The sequence below is a fragment of the Pseudomonas vlassakiae genome, from assembly GCF_014269035.2.
Classification (GTDB): Bacteria; Pseudomonadota; Gammaproteobacteria; order Pseudomonadales; family Pseudomonadaceae; genus Aquipseudomonas; species Aquipseudomonas vlassakiae.
Genome location: NZ_JABWRP020000034.1, coordinates 1 through 23660, shown reverse-complemented (window position 1 = coordinate 23660; position 23660 = coordinate 1). Strand labels below are relative to the sequence as shown.

26 protein-coding genes are annotated in these 23660 nt (G+C 63.9%); 7 read left to right on the top strand and 19 right to left on the bottom strand.

Annotation, left to right across the window (positions count from 1 at the left end; genetic code table 11):
* On the top strand, positions 1-215 hold a 215-nt coding region (locus HU738_RS25450), incomplete at its 5' end, for a hypothetical protein (RefSeq protein ID WP_217871525.1).
* Between the two features lie 167 nt (positions 216-382).
* On the opposite strand, the gene HU738_RS25445 is transcribed toward HU738_RS25450, so the two are convergent.
* Positions 383-1150 carry a substrate-binding periplasmic protein gene (locus tag HU738_RS25445; RefSeq protein WP_186604882.1) on the bottom strand — a complete coding sequence of 256 codons (768 nt, stop codon included), beginning with the start codon at positions 1148-1150 and terminating at the stop codon, positions 383-385.
* 123 nt (positions 1151-1273) lie between these two features.
* Here HU738_RS25445 and dnaX point away from each other — a divergent pair, with 123 nt between their 5' ends.
* The 3 genes from dnaX to recR all read left to right on the top strand — a co-directional run bounded on the left by dnaX (position 1274) and on the right by recR (position 4444).
* On the top strand, positions 1274-3313 hold the full coding sequence (dnaX, locus tag HU738_RS25440; protein WP_186604884.1) for a DNA polymerase III subunit gamma/tau: 2040 nt from the start codon (positions 1274-1276) through the stop codon (positions 3311-3313).
* Between the two features lie 63 nt (positions 3314-3376).
* The gene (locus tag HU738_RS25435; protein WP_028692865.1) at positions 3377-3712 is read left to right on the top strand and encodes a YbaB/EbfC family nucleoid-associated protein; all 336 of its coding nucleotides are present in this window, start codon (positions 3377-3379) and stop codon (positions 3710-3712) included.
* A 69-nt stretch (positions 3713-3781) separates the two neighbouring features.
* Positions 3782-4444 (top strand): recombination mediator RecR, encoded by a 663-nt coding sequence (gene recR, locus HU738_RS25430; protein ID WP_367616184.1) that lies wholly within the window; start codon positions 3782-3784, stop codon positions 4442-4444.
* Between the two features lie 32 nt (positions 4445-4476).
* On the opposite strand, the gene HU738_RS25425 is transcribed toward recR, so the two are convergent.
* The 16 genes from HU738_RS25425 to ccoN (HU738_RS25350) all read right to left on the bottom strand — a co-directional run bounded on the left by HU738_RS25425 (position 4477) and on the right by ccoN (HU738_RS25350) (position 19951).
* Positions 4477-5025: an adenine phosphoribosyltransferase gene (locus HU738_RS25425; RefSeq protein ID WP_009683910.1), complete on the bottom strand. Its 549-nt coding sequence runs from the start codon at positions 5023-5025 to the stop codon at positions 4477-4479.
* A gap of 55 nt (positions 5026-5080) precedes the next feature.
* A complete protein-coding gene (gene fnrA, locus HU738_RS25420; protein WP_110636726.1) occupies positions 5081-5815 on the bottom strand; it encodes a Crp/Fnr family transcriptional regulator FnrA in 735 nt (244 codons plus the stop codon).
* A 186-nt stretch (positions 5816-6001) separates the two neighbouring features.
* On the bottom strand, positions 6002-7384 hold the full coding sequence (gene hemN, locus HU738_RS25415; protein ID WP_186604888.1) for an oxygen-independent coproporphyrinogen III oxidase: 1383 nt from the start codon (positions 7382-7384) through the stop codon (positions 6002-6004).
* Positions 7385-7488: 104 nt separating this feature from the next.
* Positions 7489-8172, bottom strand: a complete 684-nt coding sequence (locus HU738_RS25410; protein WP_186604890.1) for a sulfite exporter TauE/SafE family protein — start codon at positions 8170-8172, stop codon at positions 7489-7491.
* On the bottom strand, positions 8165-8380 hold the full coding sequence (ccoS, locus tag HU738_RS25405; RefSeq protein ID WP_176506769.1) for a cbb3-type cytochrome oxidase assembly protein CcoS: 216 nt from the start codon (positions 8378-8380) through the stop codon (positions 8165-8167). The genes HU738_RS25410 and ccoS overlap by 8 nt, the downstream gene beginning before the upstream one ends.
* Positions 8362-10833, bottom strand: a complete 2472-nt coding sequence (locus HU738_RS25400; protein WP_186604892.1) for a heavy metal translocating P-type ATPase — start codon at positions 10831-10833, stop codon at positions 8362-8364. The genes ccoS and HU738_RS25400 overlap by 19 nt, the downstream gene beginning before the upstream one ends.
* An 80-nt stretch (positions 10834-10913) precedes the next feature.
* Positions 10914-11444 carry a FixH family protein gene (locus HU738_RS25395; protein WP_176506771.1) on the bottom strand — a complete coding sequence of 177 codons (531 nt, stop codon included), beginning with the start codon at positions 11442-11444 and terminating at the stop codon, positions 10914-10916.
* Between the two features lie 17 nt (positions 11445-11461).
* Positions 11462-12877 (bottom strand): cytochrome c oxidase accessory protein CcoG, encoded by a 1416-nt coding sequence (ccoG, locus tag HU738_RS25390; RefSeq protein ID WP_176506772.1) that lies wholly within the window; start codon positions 12875-12877, stop codon positions 11462-11464.
* 287 nt (positions 12878-13164) lie between these two features.
* Entirely contained in the window at positions 13165-14145 is a 981-nt protein-coding gene (gene ccoP / locus HU738_RS25385) for a cytochrome-c oxidase, cbb3-type subunit III (protein ID WP_186604894.1), read from the bottom strand.
* Positions 14142-14333 carry a CcoQ/FixQ family Cbb3-type cytochrome c oxidase assembly chaperone gene (locus tag HU738_RS25380; protein WP_051101055.1) on the bottom strand — a complete coding sequence of 64 codons (192 nt, stop codon included), beginning with the start codon at positions 14331-14333 and terminating at the stop codon, positions 14142-14144. Before HU738_RS25380 ends, ccoP (HU738_RS25385) begins: the two co-directional genes overlap by 4 nt.
* Before the next feature lie 5 nt (positions 14334-14338).
* Positions 14339-14947 carry a cytochrome-c oxidase, cbb3-type subunit II gene (gene ccoO / locus HU738_RS25375; protein WP_054884105.1) on the bottom strand — a complete coding sequence of 203 codons (609 nt, stop codon included), beginning with the start codon at positions 14945-14947 and terminating at the stop codon, positions 14339-14341.
* Positions 14947-16389: a cytochrome-c oxidase, cbb3-type subunit I gene (gene ccoN, locus HU738_RS25370; RefSeq protein ID WP_159411429.1), complete on the bottom strand. Its 1443-nt coding sequence runs from the start codon at positions 16387-16389 to the stop codon at positions 14947-14949. Before ccoN (HU738_RS25370) ends, ccoO (HU738_RS25375) begins: the two co-directional genes overlap by 1 nt.
* Before the next feature lie 364 nt (positions 16390-16753).
* Positions 16754-17695 carry a cytochrome-c oxidase, cbb3-type subunit III gene (ccoP, locus tag HU738_RS25365; protein WP_186604896.1) on the bottom strand — a complete coding sequence of 314 codons (942 nt, stop codon included), beginning with the start codon at positions 17693-17695 and terminating at the stop codon, positions 16754-16756.
* Complete coding sequence (locus HU738_RS25360; RefSeq protein ID WP_054884102.1) at positions 17692-17898, bottom strand: cbb3-type cytochrome oxidase subunit 3; 207 nt, start codon at positions 17896-17898, stop codon at positions 17692-17694. Before HU738_RS25360 ends, ccoP (HU738_RS25365) begins: the two co-directional genes overlap by 4 nt.
* A 6-nt stretch (positions 17899-17904) precedes the next feature.
* A complete protein-coding gene (ccoO, locus tag HU738_RS25355; protein WP_054884101.1) occupies positions 17905-18513 on the bottom strand; it encodes a cytochrome-c oxidase, cbb3-type subunit II in 609 nt (202 codons plus the stop codon).
* A 13-nt stretch (positions 18514-18526) separates the two neighbouring features.
* Positions 18527-19951 (bottom strand): cytochrome-c oxidase, cbb3-type subunit I, encoded by a 1425-nt coding sequence (gene ccoN, locus HU738_RS25350; protein WP_054884100.1) that lies wholly within the window; start codon positions 19949-19951, stop codon positions 18527-18529.
* A gap of 49 nt (positions 19952-20000) precedes the next feature.
* On the opposite strand from ccoN (HU738_RS25350), the gene HU738_RS25345 reads away from it, so the two are divergent.
* Positions 20001-20693, top strand: coding sequence for an alpha/beta family hydrolase (locus HU738_RS25345; RefSeq protein WP_186604899.1), 693 nt, complete (start codon positions 20001-20003; stop codon positions 20691-20693).
* A 51-nt stretch (positions 20694-20744) separates the two neighbouring features.
* Here the strand turns inward: HU738_RS25345 and ppnP are convergent, their stop codons facing one another.
* Together ppnP and HU738_RS25335 are read right to left on the bottom strand one after the other, a co-directional pair.
* Positions 20745-21029 carry a pyrimidine/purine nucleoside phosphorylase gene (gene ppnP / locus HU738_RS25340; RefSeq protein WP_110636762.1) on the bottom strand — a complete coding sequence of 95 codons (285 nt, stop codon included), beginning with the start codon at positions 21027-21029 and terminating at the stop codon, positions 20745-20747.
* A 73-nt stretch (positions 21030-21102) separates the two neighbouring features.
* The gene (locus tag HU738_RS25335) at positions 21103-21654 is read right to left on the bottom strand and encodes a 3'-5' exonuclease (protein ID WP_054884095.1); all 552 of its coding nucleotides are present in this window, start codon (positions 21652-21654) and stop codon (positions 21103-21105) included.
* Between the two features lie 164 nt (positions 21655-21818).
* Between HU738_RS25335 and HU738_RS25330 the strand changes: the two genes are divergently transcribed.
* Positions 21819-22619, top strand: coding sequence for a substrate-binding periplasmic protein (locus HU738_RS25330; protein ID WP_186604901.1), 801 nt, complete (start codon positions 21819-21821; stop codon positions 22617-22619).
* 65 nt (positions 22620-22684) lie between these two features.
* The coding region (locus tag HU738_RS25325) for a GNAT family N-acetyltransferase (protein ID WP_217871524.1) at positions 22685-23660 on the top strand (976 nt) is incomplete at its 3' end.

Here is a 23660-nt window from a genome sequence, read left to right as displayed (position 1 = left end):
TGGCGGGCTTTCGCGTCAGGGCCGCCAAGTGCCTGCCACAACAGGGATCGCGCCAGCTTTTAGAAATTGAGCAAGACAGTTGCTCCTACATCTGTTTCGGGCCAGTTATTCCTGTGCCATTGGCGCGCGCACCTTGGGGCATGGCAGGAGTTTGGTGGAGCAACAGCAGCGATTCCTTCGATATCGAAGAGGACAAACAAGGCGAACAGTGGTGATTTCACAGGAAGGACTGGCCTGAAACAGATGTAAGAGCGGATTTATCCGCGATGCGCCGCGCGGGCGGCGCTCGATCTCACAGGCGCTGAAACTGTTGTGGCAGGCACCTAGAGGCCCAGATGCTCTATTCAGGCGGGCACCCTCCACCCTCCGGCCCGGACTAAACTCAAGGCCGAACCCCCAAAACCTCCCCCGAATACCCTGTCGCCCCATACCGCTGCACAATCCGCTCAATTTCCCCCGACTGCCTCATCCGCACCAAGGCCCGTAAAACCCCCTGGGTCGGTATCGCCGGGTCATTCCTCACCATGCACCCCAGTGCCTGCTCCTCAAGCACCGCCTGCACCTGCAGCCGCTGCCCGGCCGGTAAGCCCTGGTTGAACCATGCCACCGACAGCTCATTGCTCACCGCATGCTGATACCGGCCAACCTGTAGCTTCTGCAGCGCCAATTGCTGGCTGCGGCTGTCCTCCCGCTGCAGGCGCCCTTGAGCAAACAATGGCTCCAGCGTGCCGTAGGCATAGCCCAGCACCGTGCCGATCGCCTGGGGCGGCAGTTGTTCGGGGCGGGCAGGGGCGGCATCGCCCGGGCGCCCGACCAGCACATCGCGTTGATGAATCAGGGGAATGCTCCAGACGAAATTGCCCGGCCGATCATTGAACCACTGGCTGCTCACATAGCAGCGCACATCGATGTCGCCAGCGTCCATCGCCTGTTGCATGCGCAAGCGGGCCAGCACGTGGTACTCCGGGCGCACGCCGACTTCCTGGGCCAATGCCTGGATAAGGTCGAATACCAGGCCCTCCACCGGCTGGTCGCCTTCGATCCGCACCAACGGCATACTCCAGCTCTCGGCCACGGAAAAACGCAGCACCGGCAGGTCCGCCAGGCTGTGCGTGGTCCAGAGCAAGAGCAGAGCCAGCAGTCGTCGCAATGCATATCCTCCTTGAACAGTGCGCCAGGTGCTTAGCTTAGACGAGCCGCGCAGGGTGCAATTTTGCCCCCGCTCCGCTAGCATTAGCGATCTTCCGCTCGATCAGGCTGCGATGGTTTTTCGATGAGTTATCAGGTTCTTGCACGTAAATGGCGTCCGCGCTCGTTCCGCGAAATGGTCGGCCAGGCCCATGTGCTCAAGGCCTTGATCAATGCCTTGGACAACCAGCGTCTGCACCACGCCTATCTGTTCACCGGCACGCGGGGTGTGGGCAAGACCACCATTGCACGAATCATAGCCAAATGCCTCAACTGCGAGACCGGTATCACGTCCACGCCCTGCGGCACGTGTTCGGTATGCCGGGAGATCGACGAGGGCCGCTTCGTCGACCTGATCGAGATCGACGCCGCGAGCCGCACCAAGGTCGAAGATACCCGCGAACTGCTCGATAACGTGCAGTACGCGCCAAGCCGTGGTCGCTTCAAGGTCTACCTGATCGACGAAGTGCACATGCTCTCCACCCACTCGTTCAACGCCTTGCTCAAGACGCTGGAAGAGCCGCCGCCCTACGTCAAGTTCATCCTTGCCACCACCGACCCGCAGAAGTTGCCTGCGACCATTCTGTCGCGCTGCCTGCAGTTCTCGTTGAAAAACATGAGCCCGGAGCGGGTGGTCGAGCACCTGAGCCATGTGCTGCAGGCCGAGAACGTGCCGTTCGAGCCAGATGCCCTGTGGTTGCTCGGCCGTGCTGCCGACGGCTCGATGCGTGATGCCATGAGCCTGACTGACCAGGCCATTGCCTTTGGTGAAGGCAAGGTGCTGGCGGCCGATGTGCGTGCCATGCTCGGCAGCCTCGATCACGGCCAGGTCTATGGTGTGCTGCAGGCGCTGCTCGAAGGTGATGCGCGGGCGCTGCTCGAAGCCGTACGCAACCTTGCCGAGCAGGGGCCGGACTGGGGCGGCGTACTGGCCGAAATGCTCAATGTGCTGCACCGCGTTGCCATCGCCCAGGCGCTGCCCGAGGCGGTGGATAACGGCCAGGGCGATCGTGAGCGGGTGCTGGCACTGGCCTCGGCGTTGCCGGCCGAAGATGTGCAGTTCTACTATCAGATGGGCCTGATCGGCCGCCGCGACCTGCCGTTGGCGCCGGACCCGCGGGGCGGTTTCGAAATGGTCCTGCTGCGCATGCTGGCGTTTCGCCCGGCAGATAGCGACGACGCGCCGAAGCCGGTGCTAAAGCCGGTGGGGATCAGCCAGGCCACAGCTGATCCGGCAACCACGGTGGCAGCGCCAGCCGTTGCTGTCGCGGCGCCTGCCGTAGCGCCGGCGCAACCTGCGCCCGTGGCGTCGGCCCCGCAGGCCGAGGTCGCGCCGGTCGTGGAGCCGGCTCCTGAACCTGAACCTGAGCCTGAGCCTGAGCCTGAGGTTGTAGCGCCTGAGCCGCCGGCGGTGGAGCCGGTCATCGATCTACCCTGGGAAGAGCCCGCTGCGCAGCCCGCGCCCGTTGCCGCACCGGCCCCAGCCCCGGTAGTTGCCGCGCAAAACGCCCAGCCCTCGTATGATGAGCCACCGTTCGACCCATCCGCCTACGCTTCGGCGGGTATGGAGCGTGACGACGAGCCGCCGATGGATGAGGACTATTACGGTGGCGAAAGTGACCCGGTAGGCTTCAGCTACCTGGACGAGCTGGCGGAACACGTCCAGGAAGATACCCCGGCAGTCGCACCCGAGCCGCTGCCAGCTGCCCGGCCGGCGACCGGCCTGGCCCTGCAATGGCTGGAATTGTTCCCACAGTTGCCTGTGTCCGGGATGACAGGCAACATCGCTGCAAACTGTACGCTCATGGCTGTCGACGGTGATGACTGGCTGCTGCACCTGGACCCTGGCCAGGGTGCGCTGTTCAATGCCACCCAGCAACGACGGTTGAACGAGGCGCTCAACCAGCACCTGGGGCGCACCTTGAACCTGCGGATCGAACTGATCCGTCCCGAGCAGGAAACCCCGGCCCAGGCGGCCTCGCGCAAGCGTGCCGAGCGCCAGCAGGACGCCGTGCTGTCGATTGAGCAGGATCCGTTGATCCAGCAGATGATCAAGCAGTTCGGTGCCACGGTGCGACAGGATACTATTGAGCCTGTAGAAGCCCTGGTCAGCCAGGGCCAGTAATCGATAACCATGCGGCCGGCCCCTCGCCGGGCCGCATCACATGACCCAATCGAGGTATACCCCATGATGAAAGGTGGCATGGCCGGCCTGATGAAGCAGGCCCAGCAGATGCAGGAAAAGATGCAGAAGATGCAGGAAGAGCTGGCCAACGCCGAAGTCACCGGCCAGTCCGGTGGTGGCCTGGTGAGCGTGGTGATGACTGGCCGTCACGACGTCAAGCGTGTCAGCATCGACCAGAGCCTGATGTCGACCGACGAGGACGACAAGGAAGTGCTGGAAGACCTGATCGCCGCTGCGCTGAACGACGCCGTGCGCAAGATCGAGCAAAACAGCCAGGACAAGATGGGCAGCATGACTGCCGGCATGCAATTGCCGCCGGGCTTCAAGATGCCGTTCTAAGGCTTCTGCAAGCGCAAAGCCGCCACTGGGTGCCAGCGGCGGCTTTTTTTTGCGTTGAACTCCAGCGATTTGACGGCAATGCCCTTGGTGGGTATAAACCGGCTCTTATTGATTTATCAGGCCTTACCCATGAGCTTCAGCCCCCTGATCCGCCAACTGATCGACGCCCTGCGCACCCTCCCGGGCGTCGGCCAGAAAACCGCCCAGCGCATGGCCCTGCAGCTGCTCGAGCGTGACCGCAGCGGCGGCCTGCGCCTGGCCCAGGCGTTGAGCCAGGCCATGGAAGGGGTAGGGCATTGCCGCCAGTGCCGCACCCTGACCGAGCAGGAGCTGTGCCCGCAGTGCAGTGACCCGCGCCGTGACGACACGCAGCTGTGCGTGGTGGAGGGGCCGATGGATGTATATGCGGTGGAGCAGACCGGCTACCGCGGGCGTTACTTCGTGCTCAAGGGGCACCTCTCACCACTCGATGGCCTGGGGCCTGAAGCGATCGGTGTACCGCAGCTGATGGCGCGGATCGAGGAGCAGGGCAGCTTTACCGAGGTGATCCTGGCGACCAACCCGACCGTGGAAGGTGAGGCGACCGCGCATTACATCGCCCAGCTGCTGAACGAGAAAGGGCTGGTGGCGTCGCGGATCGCCCACGGTGTGCCGCTGGGCGGGGAACTGGAGCTGGTCGATGGCGGCACCCTGGCTCATGCTTTTGCCGGGCGCAAGCCGATCTCGTTGTAAATCGCCGGGGGCGCAAAGCGCCCCGGCAGCAATCAGTACTCGCTCAGGGAAAACTCGGTCAGGCAGAAGGTCGGCACCCCGGCCGCCTGCAGCCGGCGCGAACCATCCAGCTCCGGCAGGTCGATGATCGCCGCCGCTTCGAACACCTGCGCCCCGGTACGACGCACCAGGTTGGCGGCCGCCAGCAGGGTGCCGCCGGTGGCAATCAAGTCATCGAAGATCAATACCGAATCGCCTTCGCACAGGCTGTCGGCATGCACTTCCAGGAAGGCTTCGCCGTACTCGGTCTGATAGCCCTCGCTCAATACGTCAGCCGGCAGCTTGCCCTGTTTGCGGAACAGGATCAGCGGCTTGTTCAGTTGGTGGGCAATGATCGAGCCGATCAGGAAGCCGCGCGCGTCCATGGCGCCGATGTGGCTGAACTCAGCCTCGACATAACGCTCGATGAACTGGTCGGCCACGTAACGCAGCCCGCGCGGCGACTGGAACAGCGGGGTGATGTCGCGAAAGATCACGCCGGGCTTGGGGAAGTCCACTACCGGGCGGATCAGGGCTTTGAGGTCGAAGGCGTCGCTGTGCATTGTTGCGGGTATCCTGGGAAAACGAATGCCCAAGTATACCCGCTAAACGCCGGCCTCAGGCCTCGATTGCACCGCCGGCCAGCGCGCACAGCTGGATCGGGTCGAGGATGTGCACTTCCTTGCCTTCGGCGCGAATCAGGCCGTTCTGCTGGAAGCGGGTGAATACCCGCGACACGGTTTCCACTGCCAGGCCCAGGTAGTTGCCGATTTCGTTGCGCGACATGCTCAGGCGGAACTGGTTGGCCGAGTAACCGCGGGCACGGAAGCGTGCGGACAGGTTGACCAGGAACGTGGCGATGCGTTCGTCGGCGGTCTTCTTCGATAACAACAACATCATCTGCTGGTCGTCGCGAATTTCGCGGCTCATCACCCGCATCAGCTGGCGACGCAGTTGCGGCAGTTGAACGGAGAGCTCATCGAGGCGCTCGAAGGGGATTTCGCAGACCGAGGTGGTTTCCTGGGCCTGGGCCGACACCGGGTAGGCCTCGGTGTCCATGCCGGACAGGCCGACCAGTTCGCTGGGCAGGTGGAAACCGGTGATCTGTTCTTCACCGCCGTCGCTCAGGCTGAAGGTCTTGAGGGCGCCGGAGCGAACGGCATAAACCGAGCCGAAATTGTCACCCTGGCGGAACAGGAACTCGCCTTTCTTCAGCGGGCGTCCGCGTTTGACGATTTCATCCAGTGCATCCATGTCTTCGAGGTTGAGCGAAAGAGGCAGGCACAGGGGGGCCAGGCTGCAGTCCTTGCAATGGGCCTGGTTGTGGGCGCGCAGTTTGACTGGCTCGGACATTTGAATCGATCCTTGTGGGAAAACACACATAAGTCGTAAGGGTAACCCACGACCGAGGGTGTAGGCCAGCCTGCGCTACTTTGAAGCGAACTGGCGAAACCCCGGCGGATAACTGCCGGGAGTCCTTGTCAGCCCATAGTGTGCCTGCCCTGGGGGGCTTGTCCATGTGGTCGATTGACTCCGTGATCAGATTACCCGTGAGAAGCGCTGGCGGTTGTGCATCGCCAGGTAGGCATCGAACACCATGCACACCGAGCGCGCCAGCAGGCGCCCGGCCGGAAGGATACGGATGCCCTTGTCGTCCAGGCTGATCAGGCCATCGCGCTGTAGAGCCTGCAGTTCTGGCCAGAGGTCGTCGAAATAGCCGCGAAAATCGATGGTGAAGGCTTCCTCGATCGGTGCGAAGTCCAGTTCGAAATGGCAGATCAGCTGCTGGATCACGGCCCGCCGCAGGCGGTCGTCGTGGTTGCAGACCAACCCGCGCTGGGTCGCCAACTGGGCATTGGACAGGGTGTCCTGGTAGGTATTGAGGTCGCTGCTGTTCTGGCAGTAAAGGTCGCCGATCTGGCTGATCGCCGATACGCCCAGGCCGATCAGGTCACAATGACCGTGGGTGGTGTAACCCTGGAAGTTGCGCTGCAGGGTGCCTTCTTCCTGGGCAATCGCCAGTTCGTCGTCAGGCAGGGCGAAGTGATCCATGCCGATGTAGCGATAGCCGGCGGCCGTCAGCTGTTCGATGGTGTTGCGCAGCATCTCGAGTTTGACTGGCGGTGCCGGCAGGTCGTTGCTGTCGATGCGCCGCTGCGGCATGAAGCGCTCGGGCAGGTGGGCGTAGTTGAACACCGACAGACGGTCGGGTTGCAGGCGGATCACCTCGTCGACCGTGCGGGCAAAGCCCTCCACGGTCTGCTTGGGCAGGCCGTAGATCAAGTCGAGGTTGACCGAGCGAAACTGCAGGGTGCGCGCAGCCTCGATCAGGGTGCGGGTCTGCTCCAGGCTCTGCAGGCGGTTGACCGCACGCTGAACGGCCGGGTCGAGGTCCTGCACGCCGAGGCTGACACGGTTGAAACCCAGTTCGCGGAGCAAGCCCATGGTCGACCAGTCGGCTTCGCGTGGGTCGATCTCGATACCGTAGTCGCCGGAATCGTCATCCAGCAGGTTGAAGTGCTGGCGCAGGGTGGCCATCAACTGGCGCAGTTCGACGTGGCTGAGGAAGGTCGGCGTGCCGCCGCCGAAATGCAACTGCTCGACACGCTGTTTAGGGGCCAGGTGGCAGGCGATCAGCTGGATCTCCTGCTCCAGGCGTTGCAGGTAGGGCGCAGCGCGGCCGCGGTCCTTGGTGATGACCTTGTTGCAGGCGCAGTAGTAGCAGATGTTGGCGCAGAACGGCACGTGCACGTACAGCGACAGCGGGCGCACGGCCCGGCGGCTCTCGCGCAGGGCGTGGAGCAGGTCAAACGAACCTACCTCGCTATGCAGTTGCACGGCGGTCGGGTAGGAGGTGTAGCGTGGGCCGGCGAGATCGTAGCGGCGGATCAGGTCGGCATCCCAGCGTAGGTCGGCGAGCATGTGGGAGTCCCCGGATGATGCAGCAGTGTCCGGAGTCTATGGCCGTCTGTAGGAAACTGTGTTGATTTGTATCAAGGCATGCAGGGGCGGCAAAGCGGCCCCCGTCAGTGGCCCATGAGCCAGTGCTGGTGCGGGCCGGGCAAGGTCCACATGCCAAACAGGATCACCAGCACCCCGCCGGCCATGCGCACGCTGCGCCGTCTCAACAAGGCGTTTACCCGCTCCGCCGCCAGCCCCGTGGCCAGCAATACCGGCCAGGTTCCCACGCCGAATGCCAGCATCAATGCCGCACTGTAGCCGGCGTTGCCCTGGCTGGCCGCCCACAGCAAGGTGCTGTAGACCAGGCCGCACGGCAACCAGCCCCACAGTGCCCCCAACAGCAGTGCACGGGGCACGCTGGAGACCGGCATCAGGCGCGAAGCGGCTGGCTGGATGTGCCGCCACAGCCCACGGCCCAGTGCTTCGATGCGGGTCAGCCCGCTCCACCAGCCGGCCAGGTAAAGCCCCATGACGATCAGCAGCAGCGCGGCCACCACGCGCAAGGCCATGGCCGCCGGGCTGCTGGCCAGTGCCCAGCCTGCCAGGCCGAGCAGCAGGCCGGCGCAGGCATAGCTGAGGATGCGGCCCAGGTTGTAGGCCACCAGCAGGCGCAGGCGCCGGCCCCGTTGCTCGGCAGGGATGGCCAGGGTCAGCGCGCCCATCAGGCCGCCGCACATGCCCAGGCAGTGGCCGCCGCCGAGCAGGCCCAGGACCAGTGCCGAGCCGAGCAGGGGAACCAGGTCAGGCACGGGGTGGCGCTGCCTTGTCGTCTGGCGCTGCGCCTTCTTCGGGATTGACGGCGGCCTGGTGGCGCGGGTCCTGGTCATCGAACAGGATGCTGTGGGCCGGGCTTTCGAGGTCGTCGTACTGGCCGCTGTCCACCGCCCAGAAGAAGATATAGACGGCCACGCCCACCAATAGCAGGGCGGCAGGGATCATCACATAGAGGGCGGGCATGGCGACTTCCTTCCGTAAGCGGCTGTGTCGTTCGCCGCCAGGCCTGCCACTGCCGGCAGGCGGGTCAGGCGCAGGGCATTGAGCACCACGATCAGCGAACTGACCGACATGCCGATGGCCGCCCAGACCGGGGTGATCCAGCCAAGCGCGGCGAACGGCAACATGAGGCCATTATACAGGGTCGCCCAGAGCAGGTTCTCGAGGATGTTGCGGCGGGTACGGCGGGCCAGGTCGAAGGCCTGCACCAGTGCCTGCAGGCGGTTGGACAGCAGCACCGCATCGGCGCAGGTCTTGGCCAGGTCGGTGGCGCTGCCCATGGCGATGCTGATGTCGGCAGCCGCCAGCACGGGTACGTCGTTGACCCCGTCGCCGAGCATCAGCACCTTGCGCCCGGAGGCCTGCAGTGCCTTGAGCCGATCGAGCTTGTCATCCGGGCGCAGGCAACCGATGGCCTGGTCGATGCCCAATTGGGCGGCCACCTCGGCAACCATCGGCGAGCTGTCACCGGACAGCAGCAGGGTACGCCAGCCTTTTGCCTGGCAGGCAGCGAGCAGGGCGGGGGCATCCTCGCGCAGGCGATCATCGAGGCCGAACCAGGCGAGTGGCCCTTGGCGGTCGCCCAGTAGCAACCATTGGCCACGCGGTTCTGGCACGGTGGGGATCTCGGCACCGCTCAGGGCGCAGACGAACGTGGCCTGGCCAATGCGCAACGGTTGGCCGTCGACCCGGCCTTCAAGGCCGAGCCCGGCGACTGTCTGCACATCATCGGCGGCGGCGGCGCTGCGGCCGAAGGCGCGCGCAATCGGGTGCTCGGAGCGGTTTTCGAGGGCGGCGGCAAGGGCCAGGCAACGGTCGGCCGGCAGCGTTGCCAATGGGCGGATGCTGCGCAGGGTCAGGCGGCCCTCGGTCAGGGTGCCAGTCTTGTCGAAAATAACCGTGTCGATCTGGTTCAGGCCCTCCAGTACATGGCCACGGGTCACCAGCAGGCCGAGCTTGTGCAGCGTGCCGGTGGCGGCAGTCAGCGCAGTCGGGGTGGCCAGCGAGAGCGCGCACGGGCAGGTCGCCACCAGCATGGCCAGGACGATCCAGAAGGCCCGCGCCGGGTCCAGGTACCACCACCACAGGCCAATGGCCACGGCGGCCAGGAGCGAGAACAGAAGGAAGTACTGCGAGGCGCGGTCGGCAATTTCCGCCAGCCGTGGCTTTTCCGTCTGCGCACGTTCCAGCAGGCGAACAATGGCCGACAGGCGCGAGTCCTGGCCGAGGGCTTCGACTTCCACGTTCAGCGTGCTCTCGACGTTCAGCGTGCCGCCGGTGACGCGGTCTCCGGCCCGTCGTGGCTGCGGCAGGTATTCGCCGGTCAGCAGCGATTCGTCGACACTGGAGCGCCCCTCGACGATTCGTCCATCAGCGGGTACCACCGCACCGGGCAGCACCTGTACCGTGTCGCCACGCTGCAGTTCGCCAAGCAGGATGCGTTCGGCCTGCCCGCAGCTGTCCAGGCGCAGGCACGAGGCCGGTAGCAGGTTGACCAGCTGTGCGGTGGCTGCGGCCGTGCGTTCGCGGGCGCGGCGTTCGAGGTAGCGGCCAGTGAGCAGGAACAGGGCGAACATGCCGACGGTATCGAAATACAACTCGCCGCTGCCGGTGATGGCCGTCCAGATGCCAGCACCGAAGGCCAGGCCGATGGCCAGCGACACCGAGACGTCCATGGTCAGGTGGCGAGTGCGCAGGTCGCGCGCGGCGCCCTTGAAGAACGGCGCGCAGCTGTAGAAGACGATGGGGATGGTCAGGAACAGCGCGATCCAGCGCAGGATGGTGTGCATCTCCGGCGACAGGTCGATGTTGAACTCCGGCCAGGTGGCCATGGTCGCCATCATCGCCTGGAACCACAGCAGGCCAGCCACGCCCAGCCGGCGCAGGGCGCTGCGGTTGTCCCTGGCAAGCTGTTCGGCGGCCTGGTCGGGCTGGTACGGATGGGCGGCGTAGCCGATCTGGCGCAGTTCGGCGAGCAGCCGCGACAGCGGCAGCTGGTGGTCGTCCCAGTTGAGCAGCAGGCGATGGTTGGACAGGTTCAGGCGGGCTTCGGCGACGCCCGGCAGATTGCGCAGGTGTTTTTCGATCAGCCAGCCGCAGGCGGCGCAGCTGATGCCTTCGACCAGCAAGGTCGCCTCGGCCAGGTCACCGGCATGGCGGACGAAGTTCTGCTGGACATCACTGCGGTCGTACAGCGCCAGTTCGTCTTGCAGTTGTTTCGGCAGCGCCTCGGGGTTGGCACTGCTGTCGCTGCGGTGCTGGTAGTAGTGCTCAAGGCCACCGGCGACGATGGATTCGGCCACCGCCTGGCAGCCGGGACAGCAGAATTGCCGGGGCTCGCCGAGAACCACGGCAGTGAAGCGGCTGCCGGCGGGGACGGGCAGGGCGCAGTGGTAGCAAGGGGTGGGCTGGGTCATAAGGCAGGCACGGCTGGTGGGGCAGATGACAATCGCTGAGGGGGCGGGCTTGCCTGCCCCTTCAGCGAATGATGATGTGGCTACTGTTGGTGTTCGGCGCCCTGGAGCGCTTCATCGCCCAGCTGCAAGGTCACGCCATGCGCGACCTTTTCCTCCTCGAACAGCCGCCACACGTGCTCGTCCTGGCTACCGAGCAGTTCGACGAAACGTCGCCCGTCGACCTTGTCTTCCAACTGCCCCACGTAACGCCCGCTCGCAACCTTGCCGAGCAGCACCTTGCGGTCCTTGTCCGGCTGGGTCGGCGAAATCAGGTTGAGCTCCAGGCTTTGCGGGTCGCTGTTGCCGCTCAGGCGCACCTCTACCTCGCCGGTCAGCTCATCCAGGTGCACGCTGGCCTTGAGGTTGAGGGTCTGGGCCAGCAGCTCGCGGTCCAGCGAGCGGTTGATGCCTTTGCCCGCTTCGTAGTAGTTGTCGTTGACCAGGTTGTCCGGGTTGTGCACGGCGATGCTGACCATGGTCAGGCTCAGGCACACCGAGGTGGTCAGAATGCCGATGATGATCCAGGGCCAGAGGTGCTTGTACCAAGGGCTGGCGGCGGTGGCGGCAGGCATTGTCAGTGTTCTCTCGGTCAGCGGATCTGTGGGCCGATGAAGCGGCTCTTGGCTTCAACCTTGGCAGCGCTGTCGTCGGCGCTGTGGAGGGTGAAGGTGATTTCGTTGGTGGTGGATGGCAGCTTCTCAGGCGCAATCGACAGCTGTACCGGCAGGCTGACGATATCGCCGGCGGCCACGCGGATTTCGCGCTGGCCTTCCAGGCGCAGGTCAGGCAGGCCGGTGGCGTCCAGCACGTAGACGTGGTCGCGCTGGTCCTTGTTCATGACCTTGAGACTGTATACGTTCTCGATCCGGCCCTGGGCGTTCTCGCGGTACAGCACGCGGTCCTTGCTGACGTCGAAACCGACCAGCGAACGGGTGGCGAAGGCCGTGCCCAGGGCGATGATCATCACCAGCAGCACCACCGCATAGCCGACCAGGCGAGGGCGCAGCATGTGGGTCTTCTGGCCCGAAAGGTTGTGCTCGGTGGTGTAGCTGATCAGGCCTTTGGGGTAGTTCATCTTGTCCATGATGCTGTCGCAGGCATCGATGCACGCCGCGCAGCCGATGCATTCGATCTGCAGGCCGTCGCGGATGTCGATGCCGGTGGGGCAGACCTGCACGCACAGGGTGCAGTCGATGCAGTCGCCCAGGCCCTTGGCCTTGTAGTCGCTGTCTTTCTTGCGCGGGCCGCGGGTTTCGCCACGGCGCGGGTCGTAGGAGACGATCAGGGTGTCCTTGTCGAACATCACGCTCTGGAAGCGCGCATAGGGGCACATGTACACGCACACCTGCTCGCGCAGCCAGCCGGCGTTGCCGTAGGTGGCCAGGGTGAAGAAGCCGACCCAGAAGTAGGCCCAGCCATCGGCTTCGCCGGTGAAGAATTCGGTGAGCAGTTCGCGGATCGGCGAGAAGTAGCCGACGAAGGTCATGCCGGTGACGAAGCCGATCAGCAGCCACAGGCTGTGCTTGGCGAACTTGCGCAGGAACTTGTTGCCGCTCATGGGCGAGCGATCGAGCTTCATGCGCTGGTTGCGGTCACCCTCGGTGACTTTTTCGCACCACATGAAGATCCATGTCCACACGCTTTGCGGGCAGGTGTAGCCGCACCACACGCGGCCGGCGAATACAGTGATGAAGAACAGGCCGAAGGCGGCGACGATGAGAATGCCCGACAGCAGGATGAAGTCCTGGGGCCAGATGGTGGCGCCGAAGATGTAGAACTTGCGTTCCGGCAGGTTCCACCACACGGCCTGGTGGCCACCCCAGTTCAGCCACACGGTGCCGAAATAGAGCAGGAACAGCACGGCCCCGCCGACCATCCGCAGCCTGCGGAAGATGCCGGTGAAGGCGCGGGTATAGATTTTTTCGCGTGAGGCGTAGAGGTCGACGGAATCCTTCCCTTTGTTGGCAGGCGGGGTGACGTCATGTACCGGAATTTGCTTGCTCATCATCAAGTCCCACGGCAGTGGAGAAACGCCGCGGCCAGTGCGTGCCGGCCGCAGTCTCGCGCATGCTGCTAGCGCTATGCGATCAATGATACGCCGCTGGTGGCGGTATGGGATCGCGCTGCGACCTTTAGTCGCGTTGGGTTCGTGGTATGAATCGTGATAAGGCAGGTGTCAATTGATCCAGGTCATCCTGCAGTGCATTTGCCGGTCTCTTCGCGGATGAATCCGCTCCTACAGGCAGCGCGTGTGTGTAGGAGCGGATTCATCCGCGAAAGGCCTGGCCTGCCTCACTCAGCCTGCTGGGCCGGTTCAGCCTGGTGCGACAGGCTGTACACATAAGCCGCCAGCAGGTGCACCTTGTCATTACCCTGCAGCTGCTCCTGCGCCGGCATCTGCCCCTGGCGGCCGTAGCGAATGGTCTGCTGCAGCTGGGCAAAGCTCGAACCGTAGATGAACGCCTGCGGGTGGGTCAGGTTCGGCGCGCCCATGGCCGGGGTGCCTTTGCCTTCAGGCCCGTGACAGGCCACGCAATTGGCAGCGAACAGCTTCTGGCCGTTGTCGGCATCGGCCTTGGCGCCTTCCGGCAGGCTGCGGCCATCGAGCTTGCTGGTAACGAATGCGGCGACATCGGCAACGCCCTGTTCGCCCAGCACTTCACCCCAGGCTGGCATCACACCGTGGCGGCCGCCCATGATGGTGGTCTTGATGGTTTCCGGCTCGCCGCCCCAGCGCCAGTCGTTGTCGGTCAGGTTGGGGAAGCCATAGGCGCCCTTGGCATCGGAGCCGTGGCACACCGAGCAGTTCGAGGCGAACAGGCGTGCGCCCATCTTCAGCGCTTGCGGGTCCTTGGCCACCTCTTCGATCGGCATCGCCGCGAACTTGGCGAAAATCGGCCCGAAGCGTGCGTTGGCCTTGGCCATTTCCTTTTCCCACTCGTGCACGCCGGTCCACCCCGGCTGGCCGTTGGAAAATTCGGTCTGCTTGTCGTTGTCCAGGTACGAATAGCCCGGCAGGATGCCTTTCCAGTTGCCCAGGCCCGGGTACAGCACCAGGTAGCCGAGGGCGAAGACGATGGTGCCGACGAACAGCCAGAACCACCATTTCGGCAGCGGGTTGTCGTACTCCTCGATGCCATCGAAGGCATGCCCGACGGTTTCGTCGGTGACCTCTTCGCGCTGGCCCTTGCGGGTCGACAGCAGCAGCCAGGTCAGCGAGAAGATGGTGCCCAGGGTCAGGACGGTAACGTACAGACTCCAGAAGGTTGTCATTGTTGTTTGCTCCCAGAAGCTTTTGCTTGCTCGACGTGCTTGCTGGCCTCGGGATCATCCGCGAAGGGCAGCTGGGTCGCTTCGTCGAAGTCCTTCTTGCGCCGTGGGTTGAACACCCACAGAGCCAGGCCCACGAAGGCCACCATCACCACGACGGTGCCCAGGCCGCGAATCATCCCGATATCCATCAGCGTCACCGTTTGCTTTTGATGATGGTGCCAAGACCCTGCAGGTACGCGACCAGTGCGTCCATTTCGGTCTTGCCCTTGACCGCGTCGCGGGCGCCGGCGATGTCGGCGTCGCTGTATGGCGTGCCCAAGGTACGCAATACTTCCAGCTTCTTCGCGGTGTCCTTGCCATCGAGCTTGTTCTCGACCAGCCACGGGTAGGCCGGCATCTTCGATTCCGGCACCACGTTGCGCGGGTTGTACAGGTGCGCGCGGTGCCAGTCATCGGAGTAGCGGCCACCGACGCGGGCCAGGTCCGGGCCGGTGCGCTTGGAGCCCCACAGGAACGGGTGGTCCCAGACGCTTTCGCCAGCGACCGAGTAATGGCCGTAGCGTTCGGTTTCGGCGCGGAACGGGCGGATCATCTGCGAGTGGCAGCCAACGCAGCCTTCACGGATGTAGATGTCGCGGCCTTCGACTTCCAGCGCGGTGCGCGGCTTCATGCCTTCGACCGGCTTGTTGGTGACGTCCTGGAAAAACAGCGGGACGATCTGGGTCAGGCCACCGACGCTCACGGCGATGACCATGAAGAAGGCCAGCAGGCCTATGTTCTTCTCGACGGCTTCATGCTTCATCAGTGCGCTCCCACGACGACGATCTTGGCGGCTTCCTCGGCCTGTACCGGGTTGGCGGCACGCACGGTACGGAACACGTTGTAGGCCATCAGCAGCATGCCGGTGGCGAAGAACGCACCGCCCAGGGCGCGGACGATATAGCCAGGGTGGCTGGCCTGCAGGGCTTCGACGAACGAGTAGGTGAGCGTGCCGTCATCGTTGATGGCGCGCCACATCAGGCCTTGGGTGATGCCGTTGACCCACATCGAGGCGATGTACAGCACGGTACCGATGGTCGCCAGCCAGAAGTGCGCGTTGATCAGGCCGACGCTGTGCATCTGCTCGCGACCGTAGAGTTTCGGGATCATGTGGTAGACCGCGCCGATCGAGATCATCGCCACCCAGCCGAGCGCGCCGGCATGCACGTGGCCGATGGTCCAGTCGGTGTAGTGCGACAGCGAGTTGACGGTCTTGATGGCCATCATCGGGCCTTCGAAAGTGGACATGCCGTAGAAGGCCAGCGACACCACCAGAAAACGCAGGATCGGATCGGTGCGCAGTTTGTGCCAGGCGCCCGACAGGGTCATCATGCCGTTGATCATGCCGCCCCAGCTCGGCGCCAGGAGGATGATCGACATCACCATGCCCAGCGATTGCGCCCAGTCCGGCAGCGCGGTGTAGTGCAGGTGGTGCGGGCCCGCCCAGATGTACAGGGTGATCAGTGCCCAGAAGTGGACGATCGACAGGCGATAGGAGTAGATCGGCCGTTCAGCCTGCTTGGGCACGAAGTAGTACATCATCCCGAGGAAGCCGGTGGTGAGGAAGAAGCCCACCGCGTTGTGGCCGTACCACCACTGGATCATCGCGTCGGTGGCACCGGCATAGGCCGAGTACGACTTGAACAGGCTCACCGGCAGCGAGATATGGTTGACGATGTGCAGCATCGCGGTGACCACGATGAAGGCGCCGTAGAACCAGTTGCCGACATAGATGTGCTTGGTCTTGCGCTTGACGATGGTGCCGAAGAACACCAGCCCGTAGGTGACCCAGACAATGGCCAGGAGGATCGCCAGCGGCCATTCGAGCTCGGCGTATTCCTTGGTGGTGGTGAAGCCCATCGGCAGGGTGATCAGCGCGCCGACGATCACCGCCTGCCAACCCCAGAAGGTGAAGGCGGCCATGCTGTCGGAGATCAGCCGGGTCTGGCAGGTGCGCTGCACCACGTAGTAACTGGTGCCGAACAGCGCACAGCCACCGAAGGCGAAGATGACCAGGTTGGTGTGCAGCGGGCGCAGGCGGCCGAAGCTGGTCCAGGGCAGGTCCAGGTTCAGTTGTGGCCACACCAGCTGCGAGGCGATGAAGACGCCCAGGCCCATGCCAAGGATCCCCCAGACCACCGTCATGATGGCGAACTGGCGGACGACCTTATAGTTATAAGCAGTCGGACTGATTGCTGTGCTCATGCTAAGGTTCCACGGTTTTGGTGTTCTTGTTGGTCGAAAAATCGGCGCCAGTATCGATAACCGCGTGGGTTATGACAACGCAAGGATCCGTGCGCCGACCCGTGTCCGGGCCCTCTCGCCGGTGTCCCGCGGCGCTAGGGTCAGGACGATTGTACACAAATAAATATTTGTAATGTGTACCGTTTTTCACCTTTTTCTGATCGATTGGTCAAGCTTTTTCTGCGGGCGGCACCAGGCTGTGCGCCGCGTCTGCTTCGGACCTTTGGGAGCGAAGCCGCTGTGGCAACAAGCTTAGTTCTGTTCGGAGGGGGTGCAAGGGCGGGGGTAGAGCGGGGAGAGGGGCCGCAAGGCGGCCCCGAGGGTTTTACTGGGCGGTCAGCTTTTCGGCGGCATCGTTCTGCGACAGGCTGTACACATAGGCAGCCAGCAAGTGCACCTTGTCATTGCCCTGGATCTCCGCCTGGGCCGGCATCTGCCCCTGGCGCCCATAGCGAATGGTCTGCTGCAACTGGGCAAAGCTCGACCCATAGATGAACGCCTGCGGATGGGTCAGGTTCGGCGCGCCCATGGCTGGGGTGCCTTTGCCTTCAGGCCCGTGGCAGGCCACGCAGTTGCCGGCGAAGATTTCCTGGCCCTTGACCGGGTCGGCCTTGACCCCTTCCGGCAGGCTGCGGCCATCGAGGTTGGTCAGCACGAAGGCGGCGACATCCGCCACACCCTGCTCGCCGATCACCTCGGCCCACGCCGGCATCACGCCATGGCGGCCATTCATGATCGAAGCCTTGATGGTCTCCGGCTCGCCGCCCCAGCGCCAGTCATTGTCGGTCAGGTTGGGGAAGCCATAGGCGCCCTTGGCATCCGAGCCGTGGCATACCGAGCAGTTGGAGGCGAACAGGCGGCCGCCCATTTTCAGCGCTTGAGGGTCCTTGGCGACTTCCTCTACGGGCATGGCTGCGTACCTGGCAAAGATCGGGCCGAACTTGGCGTCGGCCTTTTCCATCTCCTTCTGCCACTCGTTGGCACCGGTCCAGCCATTCTCGTAGCCGGGCAGGATGCCTTTCCAGTTGCCCAGGCCCGGGTACAGCACCAGATAGCCGGCGCCGAACACCAGGGTGCCGACGAACAGCCAGAACCACCACTTGGGCAGCGGGTTGTCGTACTCCTCGATACCGTCGAAGCTATGCCCCATGGTCTGGTCGGTGGTGCTGTTGCTCTGGCCCTTGCGGGTCGACAGCAACAGCCACGCCAGGCCGATCAGGCTGCCGATGGTCAGTACGCTGATATAGGTACTCCAGAAGGTGGTCATTGCGCTTTGCTCCTCACAGCCGCAGTCATGGCAGCAGGTTCCTGCCCGGCAGGGGGCAGGCGGTCGTCGACGAAGGGCAGCAGGCGCGCTTCGGCGAAATCATGGTCGCGGCGTCGGTTGAACACCCAGAGTGAGAGGCCGATGAAGGCGATCATCACCACCAGGGTGCCCAGACCACGGATCATGCCGATGTCCATTTCCATGGTGGTTTACCTCTTGTTCTTGATGGCGGTGCCAAGCACCTGCAGGTAGGCGACCAGCGCGTCCATCTCGGTCTTGCCCTTGACCGCGTCACGGGCGCCGGCAATGTCCTCGTCGGTGTACGGCACGCCCAGGGTGCGCAGGGTGCGCATCTTGGTGTCGGTGTGGCTGTTGTCGACCTTTTCGGCGACCAGCCACGGGTAGGACGGCATCTTCGATTCCGGTACCACGTTGCGCGGGTTGTACAGGTGCGCGCGGTGCCAGTCATCGGAGTAGCGGCCACCAACGCGGGCCAGGTCCGGGCCGGTGCGCTTGGAGCCCCACAGGAACGGGTGGTCCCAGACGCTTTCGCCCGCGACCGAGTAGTGGCCGTAGCGTTCGGTTTCGGCGCGGAACGGGCGGATCATCTGCGAGTGGCAGCCAACGCAGCCTTCGCGGATGTAGATGTCGCGGCCTTCCAGTTGCAGCGCGGTGTAGGGCTTCATGCCTTCGACCGGCTTGTTGGTGACGTCCTGGAAGAACAGCGGGACGATCTGGGTCAGGCCGCCGATGCTCACGGCAAACACCATCAGCAAGGCCAGGAGGCCTACGTTTTTCTCGATGACTTCATGTTTCATCAGTCAGGTCTCCTCAAGCCAGCTGGGCATTCGCAGGGGCGGCGTCGAGCGCCGGCGAACGCACGGTGCGCCAGGTGTTCCAGGCCATCAGGAACATGCCGCTGAGGAAGATCGCGCCGCCGACGAAGCGCACGATGAAGCCTGGGTGGCTGGCCACCAGGGTTTCCACGAACGAGTAGGTGAGCGTGCCGTCGCTGTTGACTGCGCGCCACATCAGGCCCTGGGCGATGCCGTTGACCCACATCGAGGCGATGTACAGCACGGTGCCGATGGTCGCCAGCCAGAAGTGCGCGTTGATCAGGCCCAGGCTGTGCATCTGCTGCTTGCCGAACACTTTCGGGATGGTGTGGTACAGCGCGCCGATCGAGATCATCGCCACCCAGCCGAGGGCGCCGGCGTGCACGTGGCCGATGGTCCAGTCGGTGTAGTGGGACAAGGCGTTGACCGTCTTGATGGCCATCATCGGGCCTTCGAAAGTGGACATGCCGTAGAAGGCCAGCGACACCACCAGGAAGCGCAGGATCGGGTCGCTGCGCAGTTTGTGCCAGGCGCCCGAGAGGGTCATCATGCCGTTGATCATGCCGCCCCAGCTCGGCGCCAGGAGGATCAGCGACATCACCATGCCCAGCGACTGCGCCCAGTCCGGCAGGGCGGTGTAGTGCAGGTGGTGCGGGCCTGCCCAGATGTACAGGGTGATCAGTGCCCAGAAGTGGACGATCGACAGGCGATAGGAATACACCGGGCGCTCGGCCTGCTTGGGCACGTAGTAGTACATCATCCCGAGGAAGCCGGCGGTGAGGAAGAAGCCTACCGCGTTGTGGCCGTACCACCATTGCACCATGGCGTCGGTGGCGCCGGCGTAGACCGAGTACGACTTGGTCAGGCTGACCGGCAGTTCCAGGTTGTTGACGATGTGCAGCAGCGCCACGGTGAGGATGAAGGCGCCGAAGAACCAGTTGCCGACGTAGATGTGCTTGGTGGTGCGTTTCATCAGCGTGCCGAAGAACACGATGGCGTAGCTGACCCAGACGACGGTGATGAGGATGTCGATCGGCCATTCCAGCTCGGCGTATTCCTTGGAGCTGGTGTAGCCCAGCGGCAGGGTGATGGCCGCCAGCAGGATCACCAGCTGCCAGCCCCAGAAGCTGAACGCCGCCAGTTTTGGCGCGAACAGGGTGGTCTGGCAGGTGCGTTGCACCGAATAATAGGAGGTGGCGAACAGCGCGCAGCCGCCGAAGGCAAAGATCACCGCATTGGTATGCAGCGGTCGCAGGCGGCCGAAGCTGGTCCAGGGGAGGTCGAAGTTGAGGGAAGGCCAGGCGAGCTGCGCGGCGATGAAGACGCCGAGCCCCATCCCGACGATTCCCCACACCACCGTCATGATGGCGAATTGGCGGACCACCTTGTAGTTATAGGCGGTACTGCTGGTTGTGTTCATGTATGGGTTCCCATCCACGGTTATTGGCAGGCTTTACAGCGAGGCAAGCATGAGTAATGGGCAAAGTGCCGGTATTGACGGGGGTCAATGGGCGCAAGTCGGAAATGTCCCAGGCTTGCGCTGCGATCCCCCGCGAAATGGGGGCGAGGAGAGTGTTTCTGCGAGCCTGATCCTGGCCCATGGCGCGGGTGCGCCGATGGACAGCGGTTTCATGGACGAAATTGCGCAAAAGCTGGCGGCGCTTGGCGTCGGGGTGGTTCGCTTCGAGTTCCCCTACATGGCCGAGCGGCGCAACGGCGGCGGCAAACGGCCGCCCAATCCACAGAAGGTGCTGCTGGAAAGCTGGCGCGAGGTGTACCGCCAGGTGCGACCTTTGGTCACGGGCAGGCTGGCCATCGGCGGCAAGTCGATGGGCGGGCGCATGGCCAGCCTGCTGGCCGATGAACTGGGGGCGGATGCACTGGTGTGCCTTGGCTACCCGTTCTACGCGGCGGGCAAGCCGGAGAAGCCGCGGGTCGAGCACCTGGCCGAACTGAAGACGCCCACGTTGATCGTGCAGGGCGAGCGCGATGCGCTGGGCAATCGGCCAGCGGTGGAGGGGTATGCGCTGTCACCGGCGATCGAGGTGAGCTGGCTGGTGGCAGCGGATCATGACCTGAAGCCGCTGAAGGCTTCGGGGTTCAGCCATGAGCAGCACTTGCAGGCAGCGGCTGAAAAGGTGGCGGCTTTCCTGAAACGATAGTGTTGCGTTCTTCGCGGGTTCACCCGCGAAGAGGCCGCTACAGGCTGACGCTTAGTCGCGGTACTCGCACAGGTAAGCGGTATCCACCTTCACCTGCAGCTGGAACTTGCTGTCGGCCGGTACATTGAACTTGTCGCCAGCGTTGAAGGTTTCCCAGTTGTCGCTGCCCGGCAGTTTCACGGTCAGGGCGCCGGACACCACGTGCATGATCTCGCGCTTGGCGGTGCCGAACTCGTATTCGCCCGGGGCCATCACGCCCACAGTGGCAGGGCCTTCAGCGCCTGCGAAGGCGATCGACTTGACGGTGCCGTTGAAGTACTCGTTGACCTGGAACATGGGCGACTCCTGAACAATGGGGTGAAAAAGGGCTGGCCAGTATGCCCAAGCCCATTCGCCCCGTCATCTGCTTTCAGGTGCCGTTCGCGGGCAGGCTCAAGGGCAGCAGGCGTGCGGTGTTGCGTGCGTCTTCCAGGGCCCGGTGCTGCTGCCCGCAAAAGTGCATGCCCGCCAGCTGCAACGCGCCATTGAGCCCGGCCGGGCGCTGCAGGTGGCGAGCCTTGGCGAAGCGCTGCTTGAGGTTGATGTGTGGCAGTTCGCGCAGCAGGCTGTCGACCTCATGCTGGCGCCATTCCTGCAACAGCTGCTGGCGGTCGTAGTCGCCCCAGCTGACCCAGGCCTGCAACTGCTCGCGGTGGTGCCCCAGCCAGCGTTCGAAACGCTCCCACACCTCCGGGAATGCTGCGGCGCTGTCGACGCTGGCCTGGCTGATGTGCGTAAGCTCGCGGCAGAACGGTGTCAGCTGCGGCCGACGCCGGGGCCGCACGAAGCGCTGGAAGTGGTCCACTTCGCGGCCTTCGCGGGTCACCAGGCTGGCGCCGATTTCAATGATTTCCATCTCCGTGACCGGCCAGCCACCGTCATCGGTGGTGGCTTCCAGGTCGATCACCAACCAGTGGCCCATACCAGGCTCCCTCGCCATACATGCCAAAGCAGCGTAGCCAATGTCTGGCCACACGGCATCCCCTGGCAAAATGCCCTCACTTTGGCATAACCGGCAGTTGTGCCTTGTCGGGAAAACGCCTAGCTTAGGCGCATCCTAGGTATGAACCGTGATGAGCGACCGCTTTGACTCCAGCGTCCGGCCTGAAGTTGATCTCCACCCTGATGATGCTGGCTGCGGCTTGGCTGACGGCGCCGGCGTGGGCCGACGACGCGATCGACGTGAAGATCGGCGCTGCGCATTTCCCGCCTTATACCGTGCGCCCGGAGCAGGGCGCCGATACCGGTTTGCTGCCCCAGCTGGTCGAGGCGTTGAACCGCTTGCAGCCGGACTATCACTTCGTCCTGGTGCCCACCTCCATCCAGCGGCGCTTTGGTGATTTCCAGCAAGGTCGCACAGACATGGCGATCTTCGAGAACCCCGAATGGGGCTGGCAGCAGATCCCTCACCAGACGGTGGACATGGGCCTGGAGGATGCCGAAGTGTTCGTCGCCAGGAAGGCCAGCGGCCGCGATCAGCGTTATTTCGACAATTTGAGCGGTAAGCGTCTGGCGCTGTTCAACGGCTATCACTATGCATTTGCCAACTTCAATTCCGACCCCAACTACCTGCGCAAGACCTACAACGCAACGCTGACCTATTCCCACGACAGCAACCTGCTGATGGTCCAGGCCGGCCGCTCCGACATTGCCCTGGTGACCCGCTCCTACCTGAGCGACTTCCTGGCCCGCAACCCCGACAGCCTCGACCAGCTGGTCGCCTCGCAGCGCATCGACCAGGTCTATCACCACTATGCGTTGCTGCGTCCCGGTGCCCCGATCACCGAGCAGAAGTTCGCCGAATTGCTGCGTCGTTTGCGCGACAGCGGCGAACTGACGCGCATCTTCCAGCCCTACCGGATCACCGTCGCCGCGCCGAACGACTAAATTCCCCGGTCATGGCCACGTCCTGACAAGTGAGCCTTTCTTTCGTCATTTCGTGAGCCAAGACCATGCCGTTCGATGCCGCTTCGCAGCCCCTGTCCCTCCCACGCTGGCGCAGCCTCGATGCCGAGGAGGATGACTGCCGGTTGAGCCTGTCCCTTGAAGGGCGACCATTGATCCAGCTGCGTCTGGAGCCGGGTGATCCGCTTCATGTGCATGTGCAGAGCCTGTGTCCGGAGCGCCCGCAGCAGGCGTTATGGGCTGCCTGCTATTGGCTGCTGTCGCGCGATCCGGCTCGCCAGCGCCTGGCCGTGCATCTCGCTACCCGCGTGCCGGAGGCGCAAGCCAGCGGTTTGTTGCTGGGCGGCGAAGTGGCCGGCGTCTACCTGTGCGAGCGTGCGCTGTTCTGGCAGTTGCCGCAGCCGTGGCTGGGTGCATCGAACGAGGGTGCCTACCCGCAGCAGATGCAGTTCAGCAATGGCAAGCGCCACCCGCGCCGGGCACCCAAGCCGCACGGCGAGGTGTACCGCCGTTTCGATGCGCGCCTGGGGGCCTGGGTGTCGCTGCGTACCCTGGATGTCGACCAGGACCTTGAGCGTTTCCATCGCTGGCAGAACAACCCCCGGGTCGAGCAATTCTGGCAGGAGGCGGGCTCACGGGAGCAGCACCGCGAATACCTGGCCAAGCTCGAAGCCGACCCGCACACCCTGACCCTGCTCGGCTGCTTCGATGATCAGCCGTTCGCCTACTTCGAAGCGTACTGGGCCAAGGAGGATCGCATTGCGCCGTTCTATCCAGCCGACGATTACGACCGTGGCATCCACATGCTGGTGGGCGAAGAGGCGCACCGGGGCCCGCACAAGGTCGCCAGCTGGCTGTCGGCCTTGGTGCACTACCTGTTCCTGGACGACCCGCGCACCCAGCGGGTGGTGGCTGAGCCCCGTGCCGACAATGGCAAGATGATCGGTTACCTGCACGATCAGTGTTTCCATTGCGACAAGGAATTCGATTTCCCGCACAAGCGTGCGGCACTGATGATTCTGG

Coding starts and splice junctions, on each gene's coding strand:
- dnaX (WP_186604884.1), top strand. CDS start 1,274: ATGAGTTATCAGGTTCTTGCACGTAAATGGCGTCCGCGCTCGTTCCGC.
- HU738_RS25435 (WP_028692865.1), top strand. CDS start 3,377: ATGATGAAAGGTGGCATGGCCGGCCTGATGAAGCAGGCCCAGCAGATG.
- HU738_RS25425 (WP_009683910.1), bottom strand. CDS start 5,025: ATGCACAGCGACGCCTTCGACCTCAAAGCCCTGATCCGCCCGGTAGTG.
- fnrA (WP_110636726.1), bottom strand. CDS start 5,815: ATGTCCGAGCCAGTCAAACTGCGCGCCCACAACCAGGCCCATTGCAAG.
- hemN (WP_186604888.1), bottom strand. CDS start 7,384: ATGCTCGCCGACCTACGCTGGGATGCCGACCTGATCCGCCGCTACGAT.
- ccoS (WP_176506769.1), bottom strand. CDS start 8,380: ATGCCCGCCCTCTATGTGATGATCCCTGCCGCCCTGCTATTGGTGGGC.
- HU738_RS25400 (WP_186604892.1), bottom strand. CDS start 10,833: ATGACCCAGCCCACCCCTTGCTACCACTGCGCCCTGCCCGTCCCCGCC.
- HU738_RS25395 (WP_176506771.1), bottom strand. CDS start 11,444: ATGCCTGCCGCCACCGCCGCCAGCCCTTGGTACAAGCACCTCTGGCCC.
- ccoG (WP_176506772.1), bottom strand. CDS start 12,877: ATGAGCAAGCAAATTCCGGTACATGACGTCACCCCGCCTGCCAACAAA.
- ccoP (WP_186604894.1), bottom strand. CDS start 14,145: ATGACAACCTTCTGGAGTCTGTACGTTACCGTCCTGACCCTGGGCACC.
- HU738_RS25380 (WP_051101055.1), bottom strand. CDS start 14,333: ATGGATATCGGGATGATTCGCGGCCTGGGCACCGTCGTGGTGATGGTG.
- ccoO (WP_054884105.1), bottom strand. CDS start 14,947: ATGAAGCATGAAGCCGTCGAGAAGAACATAGGCCTGCTGGCCTTCTTC.
- ccoN (WP_159411429.1), bottom strand. CDS start 16,389: ATGAGCACAGCAATCAGTCCGACTGCTTATAACTATAAGGTCGTCCGC.
- ccoP (WP_186604896.1), bottom strand. CDS start 17,695: ATGACCACCTTCTGGAGTACCTATATCAGCGTACTGACCATCGGCAGC.
- HU738_RS25360 (WP_054884102.1), bottom strand. CDS start 17,898: ATGGAAATGGACATCGGCATGATCCGTGGTCTGGGCACCCTGGTGGTG.
- ccoO (WP_054884101.1), bottom strand. CDS start 18,513: ATGAAACATGAAGTCATCGAGAAAAACGTAGGCCTCCTGGCCTTGCTG.
- ccoN (WP_054884100.1), bottom strand. CDS start 19,951: ATGAACACAACCAGCAGTACCGCCTATAACTACAAGGTGGTCCGCCAA.
- HU738_RS25345 (WP_186604899.1), top strand. CDS start 20,001: ATGAGTAATGGGCAAAGTGCCGGTATTGACGGGGGTCAATGGGCGCAA.
- ppnP (WP_110636762.1), bottom strand. CDS start 21,029: ATGTTCCAGGTCAACGAGTACTTCAACGGCACCGTCAAGTCGATCGCC.
- HU738_RS25335 (WP_054884095.1), bottom strand. CDS start 21,654: ATGGGCCACTGGTTGGTGATCGACCTGGAAGCCACCACCGATGACGGT.